The organism is Streptomyces sp. NPDC042346, assembly GCF_055581845.1.
This window is the reverse complement of record NZ_JBVJEH010000001.1, coordinates 1730498-1755507: the sequence shown is the minus strand read 5'-3', so window position 1 is coordinate 1755507 and position 25010 is coordinate 1730498. Positions and strand designations below refer to the sequence as shown.

Below are 25010 nucleotides of genomic sequence, written 5' to 3'. Positions count from 1 at the left end.
TGAGAATGGGGCCATGCGCCCTGTCACTGTCGTAGGTCATCGCGGCGACCCGTACCGCGTCCGTGAGAACACCCTCCCCTCGATCGCCTCGGCGATCGAGCGGGGGGCGGACGCGGTCGAGGTCGACGTCCGGCTCACCGAGGACGGCGTGCCCGTCCTCCTCCACGACGACACCCTCAAGCGGCTGTGGGGCCACGACCAGCCGCTTTCCCGGCTCTCGTACGAGCTGCTGCGCGAGCTGACGCACGACGGCGTGCCGACCCTGCGCCAGGCGCTGATCACGGCGGGGGCGCACCGGCTGATGCTGGACCTGCCCGGCGGGAACGAGGACTCGGTCCGCAGGATCGTCGGCACGGTCCGCGAGTGCGGCGCCGGGGAGCGCGTGTACTACTGCGCGGGGTCCGTGGCCATGCTCCAGGTGCGGGCCGCCGACCCGTCCGCCGAGATCGCCCTGACCTGGACCTCGCTCGCCCCGCCCCGGCGGGTCCTGCTCGACGCGGTGCGGCCGAGGTGGCTCAACTACCGCTTCGGTCTCGTGAGTCGGGAGCTGACCGAGCGGGTGCACCGGGACGGTCTGCTCGTGTCGGCCTGGACGGCGGACACCGCCCGCACCATGCGTAAGCTGATCTTCAACGGGGTCGACTCGATCACCACGAACCGGGTCGACGCACTCGCCGCCGTCCTGCGAAAGGCTCGCGCATGAACGACCGGATCCGCACCGACATCGCCCACAACGCCCGGGTGTGGAACTACTGGCTGGGCGGCAAGGACAACTACCCGGTGGACCGCGCGGTCGGCGACCAGGTCACCTCCTTCTACCCCAGCATCGGCGAAGTCGCCCGCGCCGACCGGGCGTTCCTCGGCCGGGCGGTGACGCACCTGACCGCCGACGCGGGCGTGCGCCAGTTCCTCGACATCGGTACGGGCCTGCCGACCGCCGACAACACCCACGAGGTGGCGCAGCGGGTCGCCGCCGACTCCCGGATCGTCTACGTCGACAACGACCCGATCGTCCTCACCCACGCCCGGGCGCTCCTGACGAGCGCGCCGGAGGGGGTCACCGAGTACGTGGACGCGGACGCGCAGGACCCGGAGAAGATCCTGGCGGCCGCCGCCGCGACGCTCGACCTGTCCCGGCCGGTCGCGGTGCTGATGCTCGGCATCCTCAACTTCGTCCTGGACACCGGCGAGGCCCGGAAGATCGTGCGGACCCTGATGGACGCCGTCCCCTCCGGCAGTTACCTGGTGCTGACCCACCCGACGCTGGAGCCGGAGCTCGGCGGCGAGGGCAACAAGGCCGCGATGGCGTTCTGGAACGAGAACGCGACCCCGCCGATCACCGCCCGCAGCCGGGCCGAGTTCACCTCCTTCCTCGACGGGCTCGACCTGCTGGAGCCGGGCATCGTGTCCTGCGCGCGCTGGCGCTCCGAAGGGACGGCCGAGGTCGCACAGTTCGGCGCGGTGGGCCGCAAGCCGTAATGGCCGGGCGGGGGGAGATACCGGGGGCGGTACGCGGCGGGTGGGAGCGGGCGCGGCGCTGGGGCGCGGCGAACCCGTGGGCGGTGGACATCGGGATCGCGCTCCTCGTGCAGGCGGCGATGACGATGCCGTTCGTGGTGCCGCGCGGGCCCGAGCTGGAGCCGGCGACCTGGCCGGCGTACGGGCTGACGTCGCTCACGGTGCTGCCGCTGGTCTGGCGGCGGCGCGCGCCGCTCGCCGTCCTGCTCGCGATCCTCGCGGCGAGCGCGCTGTACAAGGTGGCCCTGGAGGGGCCGGGGCAGCCGCTGCCGTACACGGGGCTCGTCAGCGTCTACACGATCGCCGTGCTCTCCCCGCCGTGGAAGCGGCTGGCGACGGCGGCCCTGCTCGTGGTCGCGGTACCGGCCTCGGTGTGGCTCAACACCCAGTCGATGCGGGAACTGACCTTCTCCCTCTTCGTGTTCGGCGCTGCGTACGTCTTCGGCCGGCTCCAGGACGCGCGGCAGCGGGAGCACCGGATCGAGGCCGAGCGGGCCGCCGCCCGTGAACGGGCCCGGATCGCGCGGGAGATGCACGACATCCTGTCGCACGCGGTGAGCCTGATGGTCGTGCAGGCGGAGGCGGGACCCGTGGCGGTGCGGGCGGCCCCGGAGCGCGCGGAGGCCGCCTTCGAGGCGATCTCGTCGACCGGCCGCGACGCGATGGTCCAACTGCGGCAGATGCTCGGGGTGTTGCGCGAGGGCTCCGAGAGCGGGGCCGCCCCGCGCGAGCCGCAGCCCGGCCTCGCGGGCATCCCCGAGCTGGTGGAGCGGGTCCGGGTCGGCGGCCTGACCGTGACGTACGCGACGGAGGGCGGGGTCCGTTCCCTGCCCTCGGCGACCGGCGCGAGCGCCTACCGGATCGTCCAGGAGGCCCTGACGAACGTGGTCAAGCACGCTCGGGCCCGTACGGCCGAGGTCCGGCTGGCCCATGCGGAGGGCGTGTTGCGGGTGACGGTGACCGACGACGGGCGCGGCCCGCAGGCGGGCTCCGGCGGCCACGGCCTCGTCGGCATCCGGGAGCGGGCGGCCGCGCACGGCGGCACGGCGGCGATGGGCCCGGGCCCCGGCGGCCGGGGCTTCGAGGTGCGGGTCCTGCTCCCCGTACCCTCCACGACGGAGACGACGGGGGCGAGGGCATGACGATCCGGGTGGTGGTCGCCGACGACCAGGAGCTGGTCCGCAGCGGGTTCGCGATGATCCTGGACGCGCAGCCGGACATCGAGGTGGTCGCGGAGGCCGGGGACGGGACGGAGGCCGTCGAGGCGGTGCGCCGGCTGGCGCCCGACGTGGCGCTGCTCGACATCCGCATGCCCCGGACGGACGGCATCGAGGCCTGCCGGACGATCAGCGCGGAGTCGGACTGCCGGACGGTGATCCTGACGACCTTCGACACCGACGCGTACGTGTACGAGGCGCTGCACGCGGGGGCGAGCGGCTTCCTCCTCAAGGACGTGCGCAGGGACGACCTCGTGCACGCGGTCCGGGTGGTGGCGGCGGGCGACTCGCTCCTCGCGCCGTCCGTGGCACGGCGCCTCGTGGAGCAGTACACCGCGGGCGGGCCGCGCAGGACGGCCCCCGACCCGCGGCTCGACGTCCTGACCGGCCGGGAGCGGGAGACGCTGCTGCTGCTCGCGCGCGGCCTGTCGAACGCGGAGATCGCGGCGGAACTGGTGGTGAGCGACCACACGGTGAAGACCCATGTGGGGAACGTGCTGGCCAAGCTGGGGCTGCGCGACCGGATCCAGGCGGTGATCTGCGCGTACGAGACGGGCCTGGTCGCGGCGGGTTCTCCCCCGGCCGGGGGAGGCCCGGGCCCCGGCTCCTCCCCCGCGTCGGCGAGGAACTGACCCCTTCAAGACCGCCGGTGCGGGCGATCCGCGGATCCTCCCAGGTCAGCAGGATGGAGCCATCGAGAACAACGGCTCACACCACGGGAGTTGACCATGAAGAAGTCCACCCGCACCCTGCTCGCCGCCGCCCTGGTCCTGGGGGTGGCGACGGGGCCGGCGATCGTCCCGGCCACGGCCGCGACCGCGACCGCGCCGGCCGCCGCGCAGGCGACCTCCTCTCAGGAGACTCCCTCCCTGGAGGCGGCGATGTCGGCCGCGATCGCCGGTCTCCCCCGCGCCGACGCGACGGCCGCGCTGGTCCGGGTCGGCGGCACCGAGGGTTCCTGGCAGGGCAGTTCGGGCGTCCACGACCTGGAGAGCGGCGCCCCGGCCGACCCGGCCGCCCGCTTCCGGGCCGGTTCGGTGACGAAGGTCTTCACGGCGGCGACCGTCCTCCAGCTCGCCGCCGAGGGCCGGATCGACCTGGACCGGTCGGCCCGCTCGTACCTCCCGGAGCTGATCCCCGGCCGGTACGCCACGGTGACCGTCCGACAGCTCCTCAACCACACCCACGGCATCCCGGCCCCCGACTTCCCGGGCACGACCGTGGAGGAGTGGTACGCGAACCGGTTCACCGTCCACACCCCGGAGGCGATGGTCCGCTCGGCGACGGCGAAGCCGCGCGAGTTCCGGCCGGGCACGAAGCAGCACTACCTCAACATCGGCTACACGATCGCCGGTCTGATCGTGGAGCGGGTCACGGGCGACACGTACGAGCGGCAGGTGGAGCGCCGGATCCTGCGCCCGCTCGGCCTCCACGGCACGTCCTTCCCGGGTACGGACTCCGAGATCACCGGTCCGTACAACCACGGCTACCAGACGATGCGGCTCGACGACGGCACGACCGGGCTGCGGGACGTCTCCGTCTGGGGGTCGACGGACGGCTGGGCGGCCGGCGACATCGTCTCGACCACCGCCGACCTGGAGCGGTTCATCAAGGCGCTGTTCGCGGGCCGGGTGGTGCGCGGACCGCTCCTGGAGGAGATGTTCACGCTGCCGAAGGTCCCGGACATGAAGACGGGCGACCCGGCCGCGTACGCCTCCGGTCTGTCGATGAAGCGGCTCGGCGGGCGCGAGGTGTGGGGCAAGACGGGCGGTCGCTGGGGCTACAACGCGGCCGTCGCCTCGACCCGCGACGGCGCGCGCACCCTCGTCTACAGCGTCAACTCCACCGACGCCAAGGGCCAGGACATGAACCGGACGGCGCTGACGCTCATGGTGTCGGCGTACGGCCTCCCGGACTGATCACCACGCGTCCCAGTGGAGGACCTGCTCGCGCGGGATCCGCCGGGCGGGCCGGAAGTCGGTGCCGATCGTGTACGCGACGGGGATGAAGGCGGCCTGCATCACGTGCTCGTACGGGATGCCGAGGAAACGCGCGAACTCCCGCTCCATCGGCAGGTTCCCCGTCGTCCACACCGTGCCGAGCCCGCGCTCGCGGGCGGCGAGCATGAAGCTCCAGGCGGCGGGCAGGATCGACCCCCAGGTACCGGCCTGATGGGTGACGGAGGCGTCTTCGGTCCGTCCCTCGACACAGGGGATGACATAGGCCGGGACCTCGTGCAGGTGCCGGTGGAGATGCCCGACTCCGGAGTAGACCCTGTTCATCACGCCGGGCGCGACCTCGGCCCGGCGCACGTCCCGGTCGGGCAGCGGCTGGTGGGCGCCGGGCGCGGCGAGGGAGGCCCGCCACAGGTCGGCGAGGACGGCGCGGCGGGCCGGGTCGGTGACGATCACGAAGTGCCAGCGCTGCCGGTTGCGGCCGGTGGGCGCCTGGACTGCGAGGTCCACGCACTCCTCCAGGAGCGCGCGGGGCACGGGCCGGGTGAGATCGAGGCGGTGACGGACGGCGCGGGTGGTGGAGAGCAGGGCGTCGGAAGCGAGACCGAGGTTCATGTGTTGAGCCTCGTACGGGCCGGGCGGGGCGGGAAGTCCGGGCTTCCACTGAGTGAAAGGCACGGTCGGGGACATGGGCGAGAGCGTGGCGGGACGGCTCTTCTCGGTACTGGACGCCTTCGACGGGCCGCCGGGCGGCCCGGTGGCGCTGCGGCTCACCGACATCGCGGCGCGGACGGGACTCCCGGCGCCGACGGCGCTGCGCATGGTGCGGGAGCTGGTGGCCTGGGGCGGTCTGGAGCGGGGCGCGGACGGCACGTACCGGCTGGGCCTGCGGCTGCGGTCGCTCGGCGCGGCGGCGCCCTGCCCGCGCGGGCTCCTCGACGCGGCGCTGCCCGCGCTGCGGGTGCTGGGCGCCAGGACGGGCGGTCACGCGGACGTGGCGGTGCTCACCGGTCCCGCTGCCGACGGCGTGCTGTGCCTGGTGAGCGGAGAGCGGCTGCCGGGCCATGCGACGGCGTACGGGAAGATCCTGCTCACCGCTCCCCCGACGGACCTCCCCCGGCCCGCTCGTCACACCCGCCACACGGTGGTCTCGCCGGGCATCCTGGCCGCGCAGCTGGCCCGGGTCCGCGCGGAGGGCCTCGCGGTCTGCGCCGAGGAGTACCGCCTGGGCGAGATCACGGTGGCCGCTCCGGTCCGGGGCCCGGCCGGGACGGTCGCCGCCCTGGGCGTGACCGTCCCCACCGGCGTACCCCTGGACCGGGTGACGGCGGCGGTCCGGGAGGCCGCTACGCGGGTACGGCCTCCGGCGCCGGAGCCGTCGTCGCGGCCTCAAGGCGCTTGATCATCCGGCGTACGACGAGCAGCGGCAGGATCCCGATGACGCCGAAGGACATGTCGATGACCGACCACCAGAAGGGGATGTCCCGGATCGGCCCGCAGATCAGGGCGAGCGGGACGATGCCCGCGCAGGCGATCATCCCGAACTCGACGACCCAGATGTTGCGGACGGGGTCGCGGTACACGCCGTAGAAGGCGACCGCGATGACGAGGTGCGCGAAGGCGAGCCAGTCCGTTCCGTAGAGAAGGTACGGCGCCTGCCGGTCTGCGGCCTGGACCCCGTCCCGCACCCGGGCGATCCAGTCCGCGAGTCCGGGGAACAGCTCGACCACGGGCGCCGCCCACGAGGCCAAGGCCTCGTCGAGCAGCCGGAGTTCGGTGACGAGCGGGAAGGCGGTGGCGCCGCTCAGGACCAGGCAGACGACGAAGACGACCAGCCAGCCACGGATGCGCGTGAGAAGGGCTCTCGGCCCGTTCGAGTCGCTCATGACGGCAGCGTACGCCTCACATGAACGTGTTCAAAAATGGGGGTCGGCCTCACGCGCGGACCCCCACTCACGAACCCGGACTCACGAACCCGGACTCACGAACCCGGACTCACAGACCCACGATCCCGTTCCACCGCTTCGCGAACTCCTGCCGCTCGTCGGCGCGGATGTCGCGGGCGATGGCGAGCCGGCTCTGCATGTCGGCGTCCGGGAAGATCAGCGGGTCCTCGGCGAGGGCGACGAGTTCCTCGTCGCCGGAGTCCGCGAGGACGGCCTGCGCGGCCGGCACGGGGCAGACGTAGTTGACCCAGGCGGCCAGTTCGGCGGCGACCTCGGGCTCGTAGTAGTAGTCGATCAGCTTCTCGGCGTTGGACTTGTGCTGGGCCCGGTTGGGGATCATGAGGGACTCGGCCCACAGTTCGGCGCCCTCCTCGGGGACGACGAACTCGATGTCCGGGTTGTCGGCCTGGAGCTGGATGACGTCGCCGGAGTACGCCTGGCAGGCGAGCACGTCGCCGGTGGACAGGTCCTTGATGTAGTCGTTGCCGGTGAAGCGGCGGATGTGCTTCTTCCGGACGAGCCCCTCGATCTGCTCGCACAGGGCGTGGAAGTCGTCGCGGGTCCACCGGGTCACGTCGACGCCGTTGCCCTGGAGGAGCAGGGACATCGACTCGTCGAGGCCGGAGAGCAGGGTGACCTTGCCGCGCAGGTCGTCGGCCCACAGTTCCTTGGTGGAGCGGAGTTCCCGGCCGAGCTTCTTCCGGTTGTACGCGATGCCGGTGATCCCGGACTGCCAGGGCACGGTGTGCAGCCGGCCCGCGTCGAAGGCGGGCGAGCGGAGCTGCGGGTTGAGGTGCTGCGCGACGTGGGGCTGGGCGACGCGGTCCATCTCCTGGACCCAGCCGAGGCGGACGAAGCGGGCGGCCATCCAGTCGCTGACGACGACGATGTCGCGGCCGGGATCCTGATGGTTCATCAGGGAGGGGCCGATCTTGCCGAAGAACTCGTCGTTGTCGTTGATCTCCTCCGTGTAGCGGACGGAGATCCCGGTGCGGGCGCGGAAGGCGTCCAGGGTCGGGCGCTTCGACGTGTCGTCGTCATCGGTGTCGATGTAGAGCGGCCAGTTGGCGAAGTCGAGGGTCCGGTCGCGGGCGGACAGGTCGCGGCCCGCCCGGTCCCGCTCGTCGACGTAGGCGGCGGGCACCCCGCACCCGGCGAGCGCCGCGGCCGCTCCGACACCGCCGATCCCGCGCAGCAGGGACCTGCGGGACATGCTCTTCCTGGCTATCGCTCTCACCGCCCCAGCATCCCCACCCGCGGCCACCTGCGGCAATGGACGGTCCGTCGAGCGACGGACCGCGGCCCCGACACCCTGTCGACCAGGATGCCGGGGCCGCGGTCCACGCGCCGGGGTGGGATCAGCCCAGGGAGGTCATGACGTGCTTGATGCGCGTGTAGTCCTCGAAGCCGTACGCGGAGAGGTCCTTGCCGTAGCCGGACTTCTTGTAGCCGCCGTGGGGCATCTCGGCGACGAGCGGGATGTGGGTGTTGATCCACACGCAACCGAAGTCGAGGGCCTTGGACATGCGCATCGCGCGCGCGTGGTCCTTGGTCCAGACGGAGGAGGCGAGGGCGTACTCGACGTCGTTGGCGTACGAGAGGGCCTGGGCCTCGTCCGTGAAGGACTGGACGGTGATGACCGGGCCGAAGACCTCGTTCTGGACGATCTCGTCGTCCTGCTTGAGGCCGGAGACGACGGTCGGGGCGTAGAAGTAGCCCTTGTCGCCGACGCGGTGGCCGCCGGCCTCGACCTTGGCGTGGGCCGGGAGGCGCTCGATGAAGCCGGAGACCTGCTTCAGCTGGTTGGCGTTGTTGAGCGGGCCGTAGAGCACGTCCTCGTCGTCCGGCTGGCCGGTCTTCGTCTCGGCGGCGGCCTTGGCGAGGGCGGCGACGAACTCGTCGTGGATCGACTCGTGGACGAGGACGCGGGTGGCGGCCGTGCAGTCCTGGCCGGCGTTGAAGAAGCCCGCGACCGCGATGTCCCCGACGGCCGACTCGATGTCGGTGTCCTCGAAGACGACGACGGGGGCCTTGCCGCCCAGCTCCAGGTGGACGCGCTTGACGTCCTTGGCGGCCGACTCGGCGACCTGCATGCCGGCGCGGACCGAGCCGGTGATGGAGGCCATCGCCGGGGTCGGGTGCTCGACCATGGCCTTGCCGGTCTCGCGGTCGCCGCAGATGACGTTGAAGACGCCCTTGGGGACGATCTGCCCGATGATCTCGGCCATCAGGACGGTCGACGCGGGGGTCGTGTCCGAGGGCTTGAGGACGACGGTGTTGCCCGCGGCGAGCGCCGGGGCGAACTTCCAGACGGCCATCATCATCGGGTAGTTCCACGGCGCGACCTGGGCACAGACGCCCACGGGCTCGCGGCGGACGATGGAGGTCATGCCCTCCATGTACTCGCCGGCCGAACGGCCCTCGAGCATGCGGGCGGCGCCGGCGAAGAAGCGGATCTGGTCCACCATCGGCGGCACCTCCTCGCTCCCGACGAGGGCGGTGGGCTTGCCGGTGTTCAGGACCTCGGCGGCGATGAGGTCCTCGGCGCGCTCCTCGAAGGCGTCGGCGATCTTGAGGAGCACCTTCTGGCGGTCGGCCGGGGTGCTGTCGCGCCAGGCGGGGAAGGCGGCCGCGGCGGCCTCCATGGCGGCGTCGACGTCGGCCTGGCCGGAGAGCGGGGAGGTGGCGTACACCTCGCCGGTGGCCGGGTTGACCACCTCGATGGTGCGGCCGTCGGCCGCGTCGCGGAACTCCCCGTTGATGTAGTTACGCAGCCGGCGCAGCTCGGTGGTCACTTGCCACCCCTCCTGTCACGTTCTGACGTCGCACGTCCCTGTGCGGCGTCCCGATGGGTGAGACACCCCAGCCTAGTCGCTCGACTGACGCTTTCAACAGCCCCGACCCTCCGCAACTTCGGATTCAGTGAGATCCAGACCCGCTCACAACGAATTTCATCACTTCGGGCTTGCACGACGGACAATCTCGGTGCACAGTGAAGCCGTGGCCAGTCGAAGCACAGACTCCAGAACCGGAACCGGTTCGTCCCCGACGATCGATGCCGTCTCCCTGGCAATCATCGAACAGCTCCAGCAGGACGGTCGCCGTCCCTACGCGGCGATAGGCAAGGCCGTCGGCCTCTCCGAGGCCGCGGTGCGCCAACGCGTGCAGAAGCTGCTCGACCAGGGCGTCATGCAGATCGTCGCCGTCACCGACCCGCTCACCGTGGGATTCCGGCGCCAGGCGATGGTCGGCATCAACGTCGAGGGTGACCTCGATCCGGTTGCGGAGGCACTGACGGCCATGGCCGAATGCGAGTACGTGGTGATGACCGCGGGCTCCTTCGACCTCATGGTGGAAGTCGTCTGCGAGGACGACGACCACCTGCTGGATGTGATCAACAAGCGCATCCGCACTCTCCCCGGCGTGCGCTCCACCGAGAGCTTCGTCTACCTCAAGCTCAAGAAGCAGACCTATATGTGGGGAACCCGATAGCCGTGAGCCAGGACCTCAGCAAGACCGCCTACGACCACTTGTGGATGCACTTCACCCGCATGTCGTCGTACGAGAACTCGCCCGTTCCCACCATCGTGCGTGGTGAGGGCACCTACATCTTCGACGACAAGGGCAAGCGCTACCTCGACGGTCTCGCGGGTCTGTTCGTCGTCAACGCCGGACACGGCCGCGAGGAGCTCGCCGAGGTCGCGTACAAGCAGGCCAAGGAACTCGCGTTCTTCCCCGTCTGGTCGTACGCGCACCCCAAGGCCGTCGAGCTCGCCGAGCGCCTGGCCGACTACGCCCCCGGCGACCTGAACAAGGTGTTCTTCACCACCGGTGGCGGCGAGGCCGTCGAGACCGCGTGGAAGCTCGCCAAGCAGTACTTCAAGCTGCAGGGCAAGCACACCAAGTACAAGGTCATCTCGCGTGCGGTCGCCTACCACGGCACCCCTCAGGGCGCCCTGTCCATCACGGGTCTGCCGGCCCTGAAGGCCCCCTTCGAGCCGCTGGTCCCCGGCGCGCACAAGGTGCCGAACACCAACATCTACCGCGCCCCGATCCACGGCGACGACCCCGAGGCCTTCGGCCGCTGGGCCGCCGACCAGATCGAGCAGGAGATCCTCTTCGAGGGCGCCGACACCGTCGCGGCCGTCTTCCTGGAGCCGGTGCAGAACGCCGGCGGCTGCTTCCCGCCGCCGCCCGGGTACTTCCAGCGCGTCCGCGAGATCTGCGACCAGTACGACGTGCTCCTCGTCTCCGACGAGACGATCTGCGCCTTCGGCCGCCTCGGCACGATGTTCGCCTGTGACAAGTTCGGCTACGTGCCGGACATGATCACCTGCGCCAAGGGCATGACCTCGGGCTACTCCCCGATCGGCGCCTGCATCGTCTCGGACCGCATCGCGGAGCCGTTCTACAAGGGCGACAACACCTTCCTCCACGGCTACACCTTCGGTGGCCACCCGGTGTCGTCGGCGGTCGCGATCGCCAACCTCGACATCTTCGACAAGGAAGGCCTGAACCAGCACGTGCTGGACCAGGAGGGCAACTTCTTCAACACCCTGAAGAAGCTGCACGACCTGCCGATCGTCGGCGACGTCCGCGGCAACGGCTTCTTCTACGGCATCGAGCTCGTCAAGGACAAGGTCACCAAGGAGTCCTTCACGGACGAGGAGACGGAGCGCGTGCTCTACGGCTTCCTCTCCAAGGCGCTCTTCGAGAACGGCCTGTACTGCCGGGCCGACGACCGTGGCGACCCGGTCATCCAGCTGGCCCCGCCGCTCATCGCCGACCAGGGCACCTTCGACGAGATCGAAGGCATCCTGCGCTCGGTGCTGACGGAGGCGTGGACCAAGCTCTGATCCTCACCTCCCCGCGAGGCACAGGACCTCACGCCGCCCTCACGGCGTGACAACGGCCCGGGCATGCGGCCATCCGAGTGGATGGCGGCGTGCCCGGGCCGCGTGCTGTCCGTACAAACCGATCTGAATCCTTACGGTTCATCCCTGGTCGCCTTCCCGGTGGCTCCCCTGGCCGCCCCCGGAATTCGCACGGCGCCAGTGACCGAAAGGCCCGTCTCTTCGTTCCCCCGGACGGGGGAACACAGATCGGATCCGACATCGAGGTGTACGCGATGGCCCCACCGGACAACGACGTGCTCTGGGCGCGTTCCCTGCACTGCACCCTGGGCGGCTCGGACGCCCTCAGCGGCGTCTCCCTCGGCGTCCGCGAAGGCGAGATCCTCGCCCTCGTCGGCCCGCGCGGAAGCGGCAAGACCACCCTCATGCGCTGCCTGTCCGGCCAGCTCGTCGCCCAGCAGGGCGAGATCTGGTTCAACAGCAGCCCCGTGCACACCCTGAGCCCGGCCCAGCGCGAACGGCTCCGCCGCGACCGCTTCGGCTGGATCGACCCCGAGCCCGGCCTCGTCCCCGAGCTCACCGGCTGGGAGAACGTCGCCCTCCCCCTGCTGCTCCGCGGCGCCTCCCACCGGGCCGCGAAGACCGCCGCCGTCGAATGGCTGGAGCGCCTCGACATCGGCGTCTGCACCCGCAAGCGCCCGCACGCGCTCACCCACTCCCAGCGCCAGCGGATCGCGATCGCCCGCGCCCTCGTCACCACCCCGTCGGTCCTCTTCGCCGACGAACCGACCGCCGCGCTGCACCGCGCCGACGGGGCGCAGGTCCTGCGCACCCTGACCGCGGCGGCCCGCTCGCACGGCATCACGGTGCTCCTCGCCACCCACGACGTCGAGGTGGCGGCGCTCGCCGACCGCACGGTCGCCCTCCTCGACGGCCGCCGCGTCGGCACCGTACCCCCGGCGTCAGGGGCGGAGGGCGTCACCGCGTGCTCGCTCTCCGTCTAGCCCGCGGGACCCACCCGCTCGTCCTGACGCGCCGGCTCCTCGTCGCCGCCGCGGCCGCGGGGGTGGGCTTCCTGCTGCTCTGCACCCTCGGATACGCCGTCGGGCACCCGGCCCAGTCCTCGGCCTCCGTGCTGCGCCTGCTCTGGTGCGCCCTGCCGCTCGCCGCCACGGTCCAGTTCGCCGTGGCCGTGGCCCGCACCGACCCCAGCACCCGGCCGCGCCCCGGACTCTCGGCGGTCGGACTCGGCCCCGTCCGGCTCACGGCCGTCGCGGCGGCGTCGACGGCCGTCGCCTGCACGCTCGGCTCGATGGTCGCGCTCCTCTTCTACCTGCACCTGCGCGGCGACATCACGGGGCTGCCGTTCGACGGGGCGGCGGCCGAGCTCCTCGCCGCCGACCAGCCGATGCCGCTCGCCGCCGCCCTCACGCTCCTCGCGATCCTGCCGGTCGTCGCCGCCACGGCCGCGGGTCTCGCGCTGCGGCCCCGCTCCGCGCCCGCGGAGCCGGAGGGCGTCGAGAAGCCGGTGCCGTCCGGGCTGCCGTGGGGCGTCGCCCTGGTCGCGGTCGGCCTGGCCATCGAGACGTACGCGGGCCGCAGCGGCGCCGGGAACGACCTCCCGCTGCCGGGCCGCTTCGACGGCAGCCCGGCGGGCGTCCTGGCCGGCTGGGTGCTCACCGCCTTCGGCCTCGCACTCGCGGGCCCCGGACTCACGTACGGCTGCGGCCGGCTCCTCCAGGCCGTCCGGCCGGGCGCCACCCGGCTGCTCGCGGGCCGCGTCCTCATGGACGAGTCCCGCCGTATCGGCCGCCCGCTCGGGGTGCTCTGCGCGGTGCTCTCCGGGACGCTCGCGGCGGCCGCGCTGTACGCCTCGGGCACCGGCCCGTCCGCGTTCGGTCCGCTCACCGGTCTCGGCGCCGCCCTGGTCATGGCCTGCACCACGGCCACGCTCCTCACGGCGGCGCTGGAGTCCAAGCAGTGCCGCGCCCACACCACCGAGGCACTCCTCCGCCTCGGCGCCCCGCCCACGGTCCTGCGCTCGGCGGCCCTCATGCGGGCGGGCGCGCTCGTCGCCGTCTTCCTGCCGCTGACCTGGTTCGTGGCGGAACTGGCGGCCCTCCCCCTGACGGGCTGACGAGCCGCCCGCCGACCGGCCGGGACCTGACTGGCCGACAGGCCGGGCCCTGACCGGCCGACGGGCCGCCCGCGCGCCCGATCGACAGGCGGCCCCTATCGTGGGCCCATGGCGACGCCTCCTCCTGCACACAGGCCGCCCGGTCCGCGCGGGCACGGACGCGAGATCCACACGCTCGACGAGTTCGACGCGGCGCTCGCCCGGCCCGGCGCGCTCGCCGGGCTCCGCGTCCAGTCCGTCGACCTGACCGACCGCACCTTCGCCCTGCTCTCCGCCTCCGCCGCCGGCGCCGTCTTCCTCGGCTGCCCCATGGAGCCGGAGGCCGCGGCGAAGGTGCGCGCCGACGGGGCCCTCGTCTTCCCGCCCGTCCCCGATCTGCCGTTCGCCCCGTACCGGGCGGGGCTCTACTCCCCCGAGGAGCTGTACGACGGCATCGCGGACGCCGACTACGCGTCGACGCCCGACGCCCTCGCGTACGCCTGGTTCGGACGGACCAGGGCCGACGGCGACATCTTCTCGTCGATGCTCCGCTCGCTCCACGACGACGCCGTCTCCGACGCCCTCGACGAACTCCTCGAAGGGGCCCGGGTCGTCGGCGTGATGGGCGGTCACGCGATGGGCCGGGGCACGGAGGCGTACGCGGGCGCCGCCCGGCTCGGCAGGTCGCTGGCCCGCTCCGGCCTCACCGTGGCGACCGGCGGCGGACCGGGGGCGATGGAGGCGGCGAACCTCGGCGCGTACCTGGCCCCGTTCCCCGACGAGGCCCTGCCGGCGGCCCTCGCCCTCCTCTCCGCCGCCCCGTCCTTCACCCCCTCCGTGACGGAGTGGGCCCGCGCGGCCTTCGCGGTACGGGCCCGGTGGCCGCACGGCGGCGACTCGGTCGGCATCCCCACCTGGTTCTACGGCCACGAGCCGCCGAACGCCTTCGCGGGCCGCATCGCCAAGTACTTCGCCAACGCCCTCCGCGAGGACGGCCTGCTCGCCCGCTCCACGGCGGGCGTCGTCTTCCTGCCGGGCGCCGCGGGCACGGTCCAGGAGATCTTCACGAACGCCACCCCGAACTACTACGGCTCCCTGGGCGCCCCCACCCCGATGGTCCTCGTCGACCGCGCCCACTGGACGGACCGCCTCCCGGCCTGGCCCCTCCTGCAAGCCCTCGCCGCCGACCGCCCGATGGCGCCCCGCCTCGCCCTGGTCGACTCGATCGACGAGGCCCCGGAGGCGCTGGAACGGCTCGCGAAGGCGTAGCCCGCGGGGCGGGGACGGTCCGGGCGCGCGGGACAGGGCCGGTCCGGGCGAAAACCCTTTGGCCGCCGGTACCCCGCACGGAGAGAATCCGCGGGGTACGGGGTCGGGGGGAGAGTACGTGGACGTGTTCGTGTGCAGGGGGTGCGGCTCCGCGCTGACCGCGCCGTTGTCCCCGGTCGCGCTCCCCGCCCACGCCCATCAGTCCGTCGGGCACGTGATGCTCCCGCCGCTGATGGAGCCCGGGACGTACGCCGTCGATCCGGCGCCTTCCGGGGCTCCGTGGCGGTGGGAGGGGATCGGAGAGGCCGAGGCCGAGGCCCAAGGCGTCTTCGCTCCGGTGGGCTCGGTCTCCTTCGGAGCCCGGGGCCGGACCGTCGTCGCACCGGGCGACACACGGGGCACCGTCCTGATTCCCGAGAAGTGCGACGGCGACTGCTTCGGCCCGGACGGCCGGGACGGCCCCAATCTCGCGTGCGAGCGGTGCGGGCTCCCGGTCGCGACCCGCATCGACGACTGCTCTCTCTGGCAGGCGGTGTGGCTCGAACCGGACGCCGTGCGCCCCGAGCCCGCCGGAGAGCCGGCTCCCCCGCCGCTCGGCTGGGAGGGCATGACGTGGCACTCGTACAGCACACCCCCCTTCGCTCCGGAGGACACCTGGCACTACCGGTGGCAGGCGGCGGCCGGATCGGCGCTCGCCCATCTCCTGGTGGCCTCCGACGGCGGCCCGCTGACGCTGCCCGAGGGCCCCGTCATGGATCTGTTCGGCCGCGCGGTCGCCAGGCTGCTGCCCCCGGGGCCCGCCGCGAAGTCCGTGGCCCTGGCGGGTCCCGGCCCGCGCGCCCCCGGCACTGCCGTACCGGTCCCCGACATCGCCCTCGTACCCCGGCATCCGCGCACGGGCGAGCCCTGGCAGCCGCCGTCCGACGCCACGGTGGCCGTGCCGCTGGCCATCGAGGTCTGGGCCCATCTCGCCCTCCCCCGCGAGACGTCACCGCGTCCGATGTCGGGCAGGCTCCCGGACGGTGTCCTCCGCGACGACTACCCCCTGCCCGACCATCCGTGGAGACTGTTCGAGCCGGACCAGAAGGTGTTCCGCCATACGCTGGCGCGGCTGCCCGCCGTCCGGCAGCCCTGGCTGCGCGCGCTCTACGACGGGCGCACCACACCCTGACACGGGTCAGTCGCCGAGCACCACGACGTCCTCCACCGCGAACCCCACGCCCACCCCGGCCCCCAGCGCCGGCGCCTCGCTCAGCGGGAACTCCGCCTCCAGCGGCGGCCCGTCCACCGGCCGGAGCCGTACGACGACACGGTCGCCCCGGAAGGTCCGCGACTCGACGGTCCACGCGTCCGACTCCCCCGACCCCGGCGACTCCCGCGGGACGAGACGCACCCCGCCCGGCCGGACGAGGAGCCGCCGCTCCCCCTGCGGCGAGCCCTCCGGCACCGGGACCTTCCCCCACACGGTCTCCGCGACCGTGCCGACGACCCGCGCCGCCACCACGTTGTCGAAGCCGAGGAAGCGGGCCACGAACTCCGAGGCCGGCCGCGACCACACCTCGACGGGCCCACCCGACTGGGCGATCCGCCCGTCCCGCATCACCACGACCCGGTCGGCGAGCGCGAAGGCCTCGCCCTGGTCGTGGGTGACGGCCAGGACCGTCGTCCCGAGCCGCCCGAACAGCTGCCGCAGCTCGACGACGAGCCGCTCCCGCAGTCCCCGGTCGAGCTGCCCGAGAGGCTCGTCCAGCATGAGGAGCCGGGGCCGCGGCGCCAGCGCCCTGGCCAGCGCCACCCGCTGCTGCTCGCCGCCGGAGAGCGCGGCCACCGAGCGCCGCTCGGCCCCCGGCAGCCCGACGAGGTCGAGCAGCTCCCGTACGCGCTCCGTCTGTTCGGCCTTGGCCGCCCCGCGCATCCGGGGCCCGAAGGCGATGTTGCCGCCGACGTCCCGCTGCGGGAACAGCTGGTGGTCCTGGAACATCAGCCCGACGCCCCGCCGGTGCACCGGCACCCCCGTCTGGTCGGCGCCGCCGAGCAGCACCCGGCCGCCGTCGAGCGGCTGGAGCCCCGCGACGGCCCGGAGCAGCGTCGACTTGCCGCTGCCGCTGGGGCCGAGGACGCACACGATCTCGTGCTCCGCGACCTCCAGGTCCACGGCATCGAGCGCGGCCCGCTCCCCGAACCGTACGGTCGCGTCCTGGATCGAAAGCATCAGAACTCCCCGGAGGTCCGCTCGGTGCGCAGCCGTTCCAGCAGGAGCAGGGACACCGCGCACACCACCATCAGAATCGTCGAGAGGGCCATCGCCTGGCCGTAGTTGAGCTCACCGGGCCGCCCGAGCAGCCGGGCCACCGCCACCGGCAGCGTCGGACTGTCGGGCCGGGCGATGAAGACGGTCGCGCCGAACTCGCCGAGCGAGACGGCGAAGGCGAACCCGGCGGCGATGAGCAGCGCCCGCCGCACCAGCGGCAGGTCCACCTCCCGCCAGGCCCGCCACGGCGACGCGCCGAGCACGGCCGCCGCCTCCCGCAGCCGCTCGTCGACCGCCCGCAGCACCGGCAGCATCGTCCGTACGACGAAGGGGACGCCGACCAGGGCCTGCGCGAGCGGCACGAGGATCCAGCTGGCCCGCAGGTCGAACGGCGGCTCGTCGAGCGTGATGAGGAACCCGAAGCCGACGGTGACCGCCGACACCCCGAGCGGCAGCATCAGCAGCGCGTCGAAGCCCCGCACGAGCCGGCCGGCCCGCCGGGTGAGGGCCGCCGCCGCGAGCCCGCCGATCAGCACCGCGATGGCCGTGGCGGCCACCGCGTACCGCAGCGAGTTCCCGATCGCCTCCAGCGGCGGCACGAGGAAGGTGCCGGACTCGTCGAGCGAGCCGAGCGCCCGGTAGTAGCCGAGCCCGTAGCCGTGCGGCCCCGCGAAGGAGCGCTCCACGAGCACGCCGAGCGGCAGCAGGATCAGCACCGCCACCGAGACGAGGACGCCCGCGAGCAGCGCCCACTGCCCGATGCCGCGCGGCCGGCGCGCGGTCGTCTCCGGCGGTACGAGCCGCAGCGCCGTCTCCCGCCGCCGTACCGTCCGGGCGTGCACGGCCAGGATCGCCCCGACCGCGGCGAACTGCACGAGGGTGAGGACGGCGGCCGTCGGCAGGTCGAGCAGCCGGGCGGTCTGCCGGTAGATCTCGGCCTCAAGCGTCGAGTACGCGTCCCCGCCGAGGATCTGTACGACACCGAAGGAGGTGAAGGTGAAGAGGAAGACCATCAGGGCGGCCGCCGACACCGCCGGCACGAGCGCGGGCAGGGTCACCGTCCGCCAGGCCGTCCAGCGCGAGGCGCCGAGGACCCGCGCGGCCTCCTCCTGGCGCGGGTCGAGCTGCGACCAGAGGCCGCCGACGGTCCGCACGACGACCGCGTAGTTGAAGAACACGTGCGCGAGGAGGATCGCCCACACGCTGGTGTCGAGCCGCAGCCCCCACAGCTCGTCCGTCAGACCGCCCCGGCCGACGACCGCCAGGAAGGCCGTGCCGACGAGGACCGTCGGCAGCACGAACGGCACCGTGACCACGGCCCGCAGCACACCCTTGCCCGGGAACGCGAAACGCGCGAAGACGTACGCCCCCGGCAGCGCCACGAGCAAGGTCAGACCGGTGGAGGCCGCCGCCTGCCACACGGTGAAGCCGAGCACGTCGAGGATCTCCGGCCGGCTCAGCGTCTCGCCGATGCGACCGAACCGCCAGGCGCCGTCGGGCCGCAGCCCCCGGTCGACGATCGACACGACGGGCCAGGCGAAGAAGATCCCGAAGAACGCGACGGGCAGGGCCATCAGCCCCAGCCGCGCCGCGCTCCTCCGGAGGTCGCCCCGGCCCCGCACTACTTCAGGACGAGCGACGACCACTGCTGGATCCACGGGTCACGCTTCTCGGCGATCTTCTCGGGCGCCATGGTCTCCGGCTCGTCGACGACCACACCGTGCTTCGTGAAGAGCTCCGGCAGCGTCGCGTCCTTGGCGACCGGGTTGACGAACATCTGGAGCGGCATGTCGTCCTGGAACTTCTTCGAGATCAGGAAGTCGATCAGCGCCTTGCCGCCCTCGGGGTTCTTCGCCCCGTTCAGCAGGCCCGCGAACTCGATCTGCCGGAAGCAGGTACCGGTGGAGACGCCGGTCGGCGCCACCTTCGGCTGCGGCTCGCCGTACAGCACCTCGACCGGCGGGCTGGAGGCGTACGACACGACGAGCGGCCGGTCGCCCTTGGCCTGCTTGCCGCCTGCCGAACCGGAGAACTCCTGGTTGTAGGCGAGCTCCCAGCTGTCGACGGTCTTCACGCCGTTGGCCTTCAGCTTCTTCCAGTAGTCCTGCCAGCCCTCGTCGCCGAACTTCGCGGCCGTACCGAGGAGGAAGCCAAGACCCGGGGAGGACCGCTCGGGGTTCTCGACGACGAGCAGGTCCTTGTACGCCGGCTTCGCCAGGTCGTCGAAGGTCTGCGGCGGCGCCAGCTTCTTGTCGGCGAAGTACTTCTTGTCGTAGTTGACGCAGATGTCGCCGGAGTCGACGGGCGTGACCCGCTGCTCCTTGTCGAGGCGGTACGCGGCCGGGATCCGGTCCACGCCCTTCGCCTCGTACGGGACGAAGATCCCGTTGTCGAGGGCGCGGGACAGCAGGGTGTTGTCGACGCCGAAGAAGACGTCACCCTGCGGGGAGCCCTTGGTCAGGATCTCCTTGTTGACGGCCTCGCCCGCGTCGCCGGCCTTGAGGACCTTGACCGTGAAACCGGTCTGCGCCGTGAACTCCTTCAGGACCTCCTTGGAGGCGTTGAAGGAGTCGTGGCTCACGAGGGTCACGGTCTTCGGTGCGGGCGCGCCGGTCTTGCCCGCGGCGTCGCGGACGTCCTCCGCGCCGCAGGCGGCGAGCGTGGTGACGCCCAGCGCCGCGACGAGCGCGGCAGCGGCCATTCTCTTCGTGCTCGCCGAAATGGTGGTGCTCACTGAGATTCCTCCTGGGTTGACCAGGAAGAGACGCGGCCCTGCCCACGTCCGGCGGAACCGGACGCGGGCAGGGCGCAACAGCTTGAGTTAACGACCGAACTTCCTACCCAGAATGACCTGGGCAAGGTTCAGAGGGTCTGCGGTCTACGGTCACCGCACTCTCAGCGCTGTGGCGCTCCCCTGTCGGAATATGAAGATGTGTTCGAGCTCAGAGTACAAGGTCAGCGTTCGGAGGCCGCCAGCTGTCCACAGGCACCGTCGATCTCCTGACCGCGGGTGTCCCGGACGGTCACCGGAACGCCGTGGCGGGCGATGGCGTCGACGAACGCCCGCTCGTCCTCCGGACGGGACGCCGTCCACTTCGAACCGGGCGTCGGGTTCAGCGGGATCAGGTTGACGTGGACCCGCTTGTTCTTCAGCAGCCTGCCGAGGAGGTCGCCGCGCCACGCCTGGTCGTTGATGTCGCGGATGAGCGCGTACTCGATGGAGATCCGGCGCCCCGACTTCTCCGCGTACTCCCAGGCGGCGTCGAGGACCTCGCGCACCTTCCAGCGCGTGTTCACCGGCACCAGGGTGTCGCGCAGCTCGTCGTCCGGGGCGTGCAGCGAGACCGCGAGACGGCACTTGAAGCCCTCGTCGGCGAAGCGCTGCATCGCCGGCACGAGACCGACCGTGGACACGGTGATCCCGCGCTGCGAGAGCCCCAGGCCGTCCGGCTCGGGGTCGGTGAGCCGGCGGATCGCGCCGACGACCCGCTTGTAGTTGGCGAGCGGCTCGCCCATGCCCATGAACACGATGTTCGAAAGGCGCGCCGGTCCCCCGGGCACCTCCCCGTCCCGCAGGGACCGCATGCCGTCCACGATCTGGTGCACGATCTCGGCGGTCGACAGGTTCCGGTCGAGCCCCGCCTGCCCGGTCGCGCAGAACGGGCAGTTCATGCCGCAGCCGGCCTGCGAGGAGATGCACATGGTCACCCGCTCCGGGTAGCGCATGAGCACCGACTCGACGAGCGTGCCGTCGTGCAGCCGCCACAGGGTCTTACGGGTGGTGTCGTCGTCGCACGAGATGTGCCGCACCACGGACATCAGGTCGGGCAGCAGCGCCTCGGCAAGCTTCTCCCGCGAGGCCGCCGGGATGTCGGTCCACTGCGCGGGGTCGTGCGCGTACCGAGCGAAGTAGTGCTGCGACAGCTGCTTGGCGCGGAAGGGCTTCTCGCCGGTCGCGGCGACGGCTTCCTTCCGCTCGGCGGGCGTGAGGTCCGCCAGGTGCCGCGGCGGCTTCTTGGCTCCCTTGGGGGCGATGAAAGTGAGTTCTCCGGGCACAGGACGGGCCACGATCGGGTGTCTCCTCAGACGGCACGAGGTCCGGACAGCCCCGCGTCGGCGGGAAGCGCGGCATGACGATGCCGAAGCCAGGAGACCTCACTGGAGCGTCCTCACGGCGGCGAGGACGGCGGAAGGGCCCGCAGCGCACGCGCCACGAGCCCTTCCAGAGTACCCGCTGTCCGTCAACACCTGTCGACGGAGGAAACCGACCGGCCGGTCAGCCCGTCCCCACGAACAGCGCGAGCAGCAACCACACCACCGGCGCCGTCGGCAGCAACGAGTCCAGCCGGTCCATGATCCCGCCGTGGCCCGGGAGCAGCGTGCCCATGTCCTTGATGCCGAGATCGCGCTTGATCATCGACTCGCCGAGGTCACCGAGCGTCGCGCTCGCCGCCACCGCCAGACCCAGGAGCAGACCCTGCCACCAGGTCCCGTCGTCGATCATGAACTCCATGCACAGCGCGCCCGCCGCCATCGCGAACGCCACCGCCCCGCCGAGACCCTCACGGGTCTTGCCGGGGCTGATCCTCGGCGCCAGCTTGTGCTTGCCGAAGCGCCAGCCGACCGCGTACGCCCCGGTGTCGCTGACCACCGTCAGGATCAGGAAGGTCAGCACCCGCTGCGGACCGTCGTCCGCGGTCAGCAGCATCGCCACGAACGTCGCCAGGAACGGCACGTAGAACGCGGCGAAGACACCCGCCGTGACGTCCTTCAGGTAGCCCTCGGGGGGCTCCGTCATCCGCCAGACGAGTACCGCGAGCGCCGTCAGCGCCATCGCCACCCAGGCGCCCTCCGGGCCCCGGACGTAGCCGGCGACGACCATCGCCGCACCGCCGACCGCGAGCGGCACCAGCGGAGCCTTGATGGCCTTGCGCTCCTGGAGGCGGGACGTGAGCTCCCACAGCCCGACGACCACGGCGACCGCGATCACCCCGACGAACGCCGGCTTCCAGATGAACAGCGAGGCGGCGATGACGGCGCCGAGACCGACTCCGACCCCTATGGCCGCGCCCAGGTCACGCCCCGCGCTCTTCTTCTGCCGTGGCGCCGTCGGCGCGGGCGGCGGAGGCGGGGTGGGGCTGGACATGGGCTCCTGCGGGTGCTCGTGCGGCGTCTCGTCACGGAACAGGGGACCGCTCTGGTGAGCGGCCCCCCGGCTGTGACCGTCCTGGAATCCGCCGGCGGGAACGTCGGGCACGATGGGCATGGGCCGAGTCTGCGCCGCCTGATGCCGATCGTCTGCGGGACCCGCCGGGGCAGGCCCCTGGTCGGGTCCCCGGCGGCCGATGCCGCCCGGGGCCCCCCAGGAAGAGTCGTTCATCAGACCTCGAGCAGCTCGGCTTCCTTGTGCTTGAGCAGCTCGTCCACCTGCGCGACGTACTTCGCGGTGGTGTCGTCGAGCTCCTTCTCCGCGCGACGGCCGTCGTCCTCGCCGACCTCGCCGTCCTTGACGAGCTTGTCGATGGACTCCTTGGCCTTGCGGCGCACGGCGCGGATCGAGATCTTCGAGTCCTCGGCCTTGCCCTTGGCCACCTTGATGTACTCCCGGCGGCGCTCCTCGGTCAGCTCGGGGAACACCACCCGGATGATGTTGCCGTCGTTGCTCGGGTTGACGCCGAGGTCCGAGTCACGGATCGCCTGCTCGATGTTGCGCAGCGCGCTCTTGTCGAACGGGGTCACCACGGCCATGCGCGGCTCCGGAACGGAGAACGACGCAAGCTGGTTGATGGGGGTGATGGCGCCGTAGTAGTCCGCCACGATCTTGTTGAACATCGCCGGGTGCGCACGGCCGGTGCGGATCGCGGCGAAGTCCTCCTTGGCGACCACGACGGCCTTCTCCATCTTCTCCTCGGCCTCGAGGAGGGTCTCTTCGATCACCACATGCTCCTGCGTGTCGTCGCGTTGTGTCCTGCACGGTGGGTACGACCGGCAGGGCTCTGTCCCATCCCCTTGCGGGGCGGTTCCCGGTTCGGGTGTCAGGCCCGGGTGCCCTGGTCGCTCACGAGCGTGCCGATCTTCTCACCCTTCACCGCGCGAGCGATATTGCCCTCGGTGAGCAGTTCGAAGACGAGGATCGGGAGCTTGTTGTCCCGGCACAGGGTGATGGCGGTGGCGTCGGCGACCTTGAGGTCGCGGGAGAGCACCTCGCCGTACTCCAGCGCGTCGAACTTGACCGCGTGGGGGTTGGCCTTCGGGTCGGAGTCGTAGACCCCGTCGACGCCGTTCTTGCCCATGAGCAGGGCCTCGGCGTCGATCTCCAGGGCCCGCTGGGCCGCGGTGGTGTCGGTGGAGAAGTAGGGCATGCCCATGCCCGCGCCGAAGATGACCACGCGGCCCTTCTCCAGGTGGCGCACGGCGCGCAGCGGAATGTACGGCTCGGCGACCTGGCCCATGGTGATGGCGGTCTGGACGCGCGAGTCGATGCCTTCCTTCTCCAGGAAGTCCTGGAGGGCGAGGCAGTTCATCACGGTGCCGAGCATGCCCATGTAGTCGGAGCGGGCCCGGTCCATGCCGCGCTGCTGGAGCTCGGCGCCACGGAAGAAGTTGCCGCCGCCGATCACCACCGCGATCTCCGCGCCGTCGCGTACGACCGCCGCGATCTCACGCGCGATGGCGTGCACGACGTTGGGGTCGACGCCCAGGCCGGTACCGCCGGAGAAGGCTTCTCCGGACAGCTTCAGCATGTAGCGGCCGGCCTTTTTGCCGTTGTTGTCGTCGCCCTGTACGGCGCCCTGGTTCATGGAGATCTCCTCGTGCACATACGAAGGAGGCCATTGCCTTGGGTCCTCGCGGTATCCCGTACGGCAATGGCCTCCTCGTCAGATCTGCGGTCGTCCTGCGCGGGGGCGGACGACTGCCTCAGACCCTACCGGGGTCCGGTGTCCGTCGCGTTCGCGGACGGACTCAGATGCCGACCTTGATGCGCGTGAAGCGCTTCAGGGTGACACCGGCCTCGTCCAGGACCTGCTGGACGGACTTCTTGTTGTCAAGGGCGTACGGCTGACCGAGCAGCGTCGCGTCCTTGAAGAAGCCGTTGACGCGACCCTCGACGATCTTCGGGAGCGCGGCCTCGGGCTTGCCCTCGGCGCGGGTGGTCTCCTCGGCGACGCGACGCTCGGTCTCGACGACCTCGGCCGGAACGTCCTCACGGGTGAGGTACTTCGGCGCGAAGGCGGCGATGTGCTGGGCGACACCCTTGGCGACGGCGGCGTCGGCCTTGTCGAACTCGACGAGGACACCGATCTGCGGCGGGAGGTCCGGCATCGTGCGGTGCATGTACGAGAAGACGAAGCCGTCGGTGTACTGCGCGAAGCGGTCCAGGACGATCTTCTCGCCGAGGTTGGCGTTGGCCTCGTCGACGAACGCCTGCACGGTCTTGCCGGCCTCGATCTCGGACGCGAGCAGCGCGGCGAGGTCGGCCGGGGAGGTGGCGGCGACGTGGGCGGCGAGCTGGTCGGCGACGACCTGGAACTTCTCGCTCTTGGCGACGAAGTCCGTCTCGCACTTCAGCTCGACGAGGACACCGGAGGTGTTGTCGTCGGCGATGAGGGAGACCACGGCGCCGTTCTCGGCGGAGCGGCCCTCGCGCTTGGCGACACCCTTCTGGCCCTTGATGCGCAGGGCCTCTACGGCCTTGTCGACATCGCCGTCGGCCTCGTCCAGGGCCTTCTTGCAGTCCATCATGCCGGCGCCGGTGAGCTCGCGGAGCTTCTTGACGTCAGCGGCGGTGTAGTTCGCCATGAGTCTGTTTCTCTCTCGAAGTCTGAAAGATCGGGCGGGTCCACGGGTGGACGGCGGGGGCTTCGTGGGCCCCCGCCGTCGTCAC

Annotated in this window: 24 protein-coding genes; 12 read left to right on the top strand and 12 right to left on the bottom strand. The window is 71.8% G+C overall.

Annotated features, from left to right (window positions below; translation table 11 throughout):
* Positions 1-13 precede the first annotated feature (13 nt).
* From ACZ6K0_RS08270 to ACZ6K0_RS08250, 5 genes are all read left to right on the top strand, one after another.
* A complete protein-coding gene (locus ACZ6K0_RS08270; RefSeq protein WP_469227525.1) occupies positions 14-703 on the top strand; it encodes a glycerophosphodiester phosphodiesterase in 690 nt (229 codons plus the stop codon).
* Entirely contained in the window at positions 700-1479 is a 780-nt protein-coding gene (locus tag ACZ6K0_RS08265) for an SAM-dependent methyltransferase (RefSeq protein WP_376409621.1), read from the top strand. The genes ACZ6K0_RS08270 and ACZ6K0_RS08265 overlap by 4 nt, the downstream gene beginning before the upstream one ends.
* Complete coding sequence (locus tag ACZ6K0_RS08260; RefSeq protein WP_376409619.1) at positions 1479-2660, top strand: sensor histidine kinase; 1182 nt, start codon at positions 1479-1481, stop codon at positions 2658-2660. Before ACZ6K0_RS08265 ends, ACZ6K0_RS08260 begins: the two co-directional genes overlap by 1 nt.
* Positions 2657-3367, top strand: coding sequence for a response regulator transcription factor (locus ACZ6K0_RS08255; RefSeq protein WP_469227526.1), 711 nt, complete (start codon positions 2657-2659; stop codon positions 3365-3367). The genes ACZ6K0_RS08260 and ACZ6K0_RS08255 overlap by 4 nt, the downstream gene beginning before the upstream one ends.
* Before the next feature lie 96 nt (positions 3368-3463).
* Positions 3464-4654, top strand: coding sequence for a serine hydrolase domain-containing protein (locus ACZ6K0_RS08250; protein WP_469227527.1), 1191 nt, complete (start codon positions 3464-3466; stop codon positions 4652-4654).
* Here the strand turns inward: ACZ6K0_RS08250 and ACZ6K0_RS08245 are convergent, their stop codons facing one another.
* Entirely contained in the window at positions 4655-5305 is a 651-nt protein-coding gene (locus ACZ6K0_RS08245; protein WP_469227528.1) for a nitroreductase family protein, read from the bottom strand.
* A gap of 73 nt (positions 5306-5378) precedes the next feature.
* Between ACZ6K0_RS08245 and ACZ6K0_RS08240 the strand changes: the two genes are divergently transcribed.
* On the top strand, positions 5379-6092 hold the full coding sequence (locus tag ACZ6K0_RS08240; protein WP_469227529.1) for an IclR family transcriptional regulator: 714 nt from the start codon (positions 5379-5381) through the stop codon (positions 6090-6092).
* Here ACZ6K0_RS08240 and ACZ6K0_RS08235 read toward each other — a convergent pair.
* From ACZ6K0_RS08235 to ACZ6K0_RS08225, 3 genes are all read right to left on the bottom strand, one after another.
* Positions 6037-6576, bottom strand: coding sequence for a hypothetical protein (locus ACZ6K0_RS08235; protein ID WP_469227530.1), 540 nt, complete (start codon positions 6574-6576; stop codon positions 6037-6039). The genes ACZ6K0_RS08240 and ACZ6K0_RS08235 overlap by 56 nt on opposite strands.
* A gap of 109 nt (positions 6577-6685) precedes the next feature.
* Complete coding sequence (locus tag ACZ6K0_RS08230; protein ID WP_469227531.1) at positions 6686-7849, bottom strand: polyamine ABC transporter substrate-binding protein; 1164 nt, start codon at positions 7847-7849, stop codon at positions 6686-6688.
* 145 nt (positions 7850-7994) lie between these two features.
* Positions 7995-9431 carry a gamma-aminobutyraldehyde dehydrogenase gene (locus ACZ6K0_RS08225; RefSeq protein WP_376409598.1) on the bottom strand — a complete coding sequence of 479 codons (1437 nt, stop codon included), beginning with the start codon at positions 9429-9431 and terminating at the stop codon, positions 7995-7997.
* A gap of 190 nt (positions 9432-9621) precedes the next feature.
* On the opposite strand from ACZ6K0_RS08225, the gene ACZ6K0_RS08220 reads away from it, so the two are divergent.
* From ACZ6K0_RS08220 to ACZ6K0_RS08195, 6 genes are all read left to right on the top strand, one after another.
* Positions 9622-10128: an Lrp/AsnC family transcriptional regulator gene (locus tag ACZ6K0_RS08220; RefSeq protein ID WP_037641878.1), complete on the top strand. Its 507-nt coding sequence runs from the start codon at positions 9622-9624 to the stop codon at positions 10126-10128.
* Positions 10113-11492, top strand: a complete 1380-nt coding sequence (locus ACZ6K0_RS08215; protein ID WP_376409593.1) for an aspartate aminotransferase family protein — start codon at positions 10113-10115, stop codon at positions 11490-11492. The genes ACZ6K0_RS08220 and ACZ6K0_RS08215 overlap by 16 nt, the downstream gene beginning before the upstream one ends.
* A gap of 272 nt (positions 11493-11764) precedes the next feature.
* Positions 11765-12493: an ABC transporter ATP-binding protein gene (locus ACZ6K0_RS08210; RefSeq protein WP_376409590.1), complete on the top strand. Its 729-nt coding sequence runs from the start codon at positions 11765-11767 to the stop codon at positions 12491-12493.
* Positions 12475-13626 carry a hypothetical protein gene (locus ACZ6K0_RS08205; protein WP_376409587.1) on the top strand — a complete coding sequence of 384 codons (1152 nt, stop codon included), beginning with the start codon at positions 12475-12477 and terminating at the stop codon, positions 13624-13626. The genes ACZ6K0_RS08210 and ACZ6K0_RS08205 overlap by 19 nt, the downstream gene beginning before the upstream one ends.
* Positions 13627-13734: 108 nt before the next feature.
* Positions 13735-14874, top strand: a complete 1140-nt coding sequence (locus ACZ6K0_RS08200; RefSeq protein ID WP_469227532.1) for an LOG family protein — start codon at positions 13735-13737, stop codon at positions 14872-14874.
* 118 nt (positions 14875-14992) lie between these two features.
* Positions 14993-16045 (top strand): hypothetical protein, encoded by a 1053-nt coding sequence (locus ACZ6K0_RS08195; protein ID WP_376409582.1) that lies wholly within the window; start codon positions 14993-14995, stop codon positions 16043-16045.
* Positions 16046-16051: 6 nt separating this feature from the next.
* Here ACZ6K0_RS08195 and ACZ6K0_RS08190 read toward each other — a convergent pair whose 3' ends face one another.
* The 8 genes from ACZ6K0_RS08190 to tsf form a co-directional block, all read right to left on the bottom strand.
* Positions 16052-17086 carry an ABC transporter ATP-binding protein gene (locus tag ACZ6K0_RS08190; RefSeq protein ID WP_469227533.1) on the bottom strand — a complete coding sequence of 345 codons (1035 nt, stop codon included), beginning with the start codon at positions 17084-17086 and terminating at the stop codon, positions 16052-16054.
* Positions 17086-18699, bottom strand: a complete 1614-nt coding sequence (locus tag ACZ6K0_RS08185; RefSeq protein ID WP_469227980.1) for an ABC transporter permease — start codon at positions 18697-18699, stop codon at positions 17086-17088. Before ACZ6K0_RS08185 ends, ACZ6K0_RS08190 begins: the two co-directional genes overlap by 1 nt.
* A 47-nt stretch (positions 18700-18746) precedes the next feature.
* A complete protein-coding gene (locus ACZ6K0_RS08180) occupies positions 18747-19826 on the bottom strand; it encodes a thiamine ABC transporter substrate-binding protein (RefSeq protein WP_469227982.1) in 1080 nt (359 codons plus the stop codon).
* A 254-nt stretch (positions 19827-20080) separates the two neighbouring features.
* On the bottom strand, positions 20081-21193 hold the full coding sequence (gene rlmN, locus ACZ6K0_RS08175; protein ID WP_376409578.1) for a dual-specificity RNA methyltransferase RlmN: 1113 nt from the start codon (positions 21191-21193) through the stop codon (positions 20081-20083).
* A 208-nt stretch (positions 21194-21401) separates the two neighbouring features.
* On the bottom strand, positions 21402-22505 hold the full coding sequence (locus ACZ6K0_RS08170; protein WP_376409576.1) for a phosphatidate cytidylyltransferase: 1104 nt from the start codon (positions 22503-22505) through the stop codon (positions 21402-21404).
* Positions 22505-23062, bottom strand: a complete 558-nt coding sequence (gene frr / locus ACZ6K0_RS08165; RefSeq protein WP_024755672.1) for a ribosome recycling factor — start codon at positions 23060-23062, stop codon at positions 22505-22507. The genes ACZ6K0_RS08170 and frr overlap by 1 nt, the downstream gene beginning before the upstream one ends.
* 98 nt (positions 23063-23160) lie before the next feature.
* Positions 23161-23925: a UMP kinase gene (gene pyrH / locus ACZ6K0_RS08160; RefSeq protein WP_356677385.1), complete on the bottom strand. Its 765-nt coding sequence runs from the start codon at positions 23923-23925 to the stop codon at positions 23161-23163.
* A gap of 163 nt (positions 23926-24088) precedes the next feature.
* Complete coding sequence (gene tsf, locus ACZ6K0_RS08155) at positions 24089-24925, bottom strand: translation elongation factor Ts (RefSeq protein ID WP_376409572.1); 837 nt, start codon at positions 24923-24925, stop codon at positions 24089-24091.
* Between the last annotated feature and the right edge of the window lie 85 nt (positions 24926-25010).